This is a genomic window from Christiangramia aquimixticola (assembly GCF_048285835.1).
Classification (GTDB): Bacteria; Bacteroidota; Bacteroidia; order Flavobacteriales; family Flavobacteriaceae; genus Christiangramia; species Christiangramia aquimixticola.
In genome coordinates, this window is the sequence record NZ_JBLVTL010000190.1 from 1 (window position 1) to 304 (window position 304).

Consider the following 304-nt stretch of genomic DNA (forward strand, 5'->3'; position numbering starts at 1 on the left):
TTTTCTATTTTTGCAGGCATTTAGTCAAAAAATCAAGAAAATTTCAATCATGGCGGAGTACAACTTCAGGGAAATCGAGCAAAAATGGCAAGGCTACTGGAAAGAAAAAGGCACCTTTAAAGCCGAAGTGGACACCCATCGTCCCAAGTTTTATTCCCTCGACATGTTTCCTTACCCATCCGGTGCTGGGCTTCACGTTGGTCACCCGCTGGGCTATATTGCTTCTGACATCGTCTCAAGATTCAAAATGCTGAAGGGCTTCAATGTCCTGCATCCGATGGGCTATGATTCCTTTGGATTGCCT

General features: G+C 44.7%; 1 protein-coding gene. It reads left to right on the forward strand.

Features of this window, described 5'->3' with window-relative positions; all coding sequences use genetic code 11:
- Positions 1-49: 49 nt before the first annotated feature.
- Positions 50-304: class I tRNA ligase family protein (locus ACNKXV_RS14080; protein WP_417908344.1), on the forward strand; the 255-nt coding region annotated here is incomplete at its 3' end.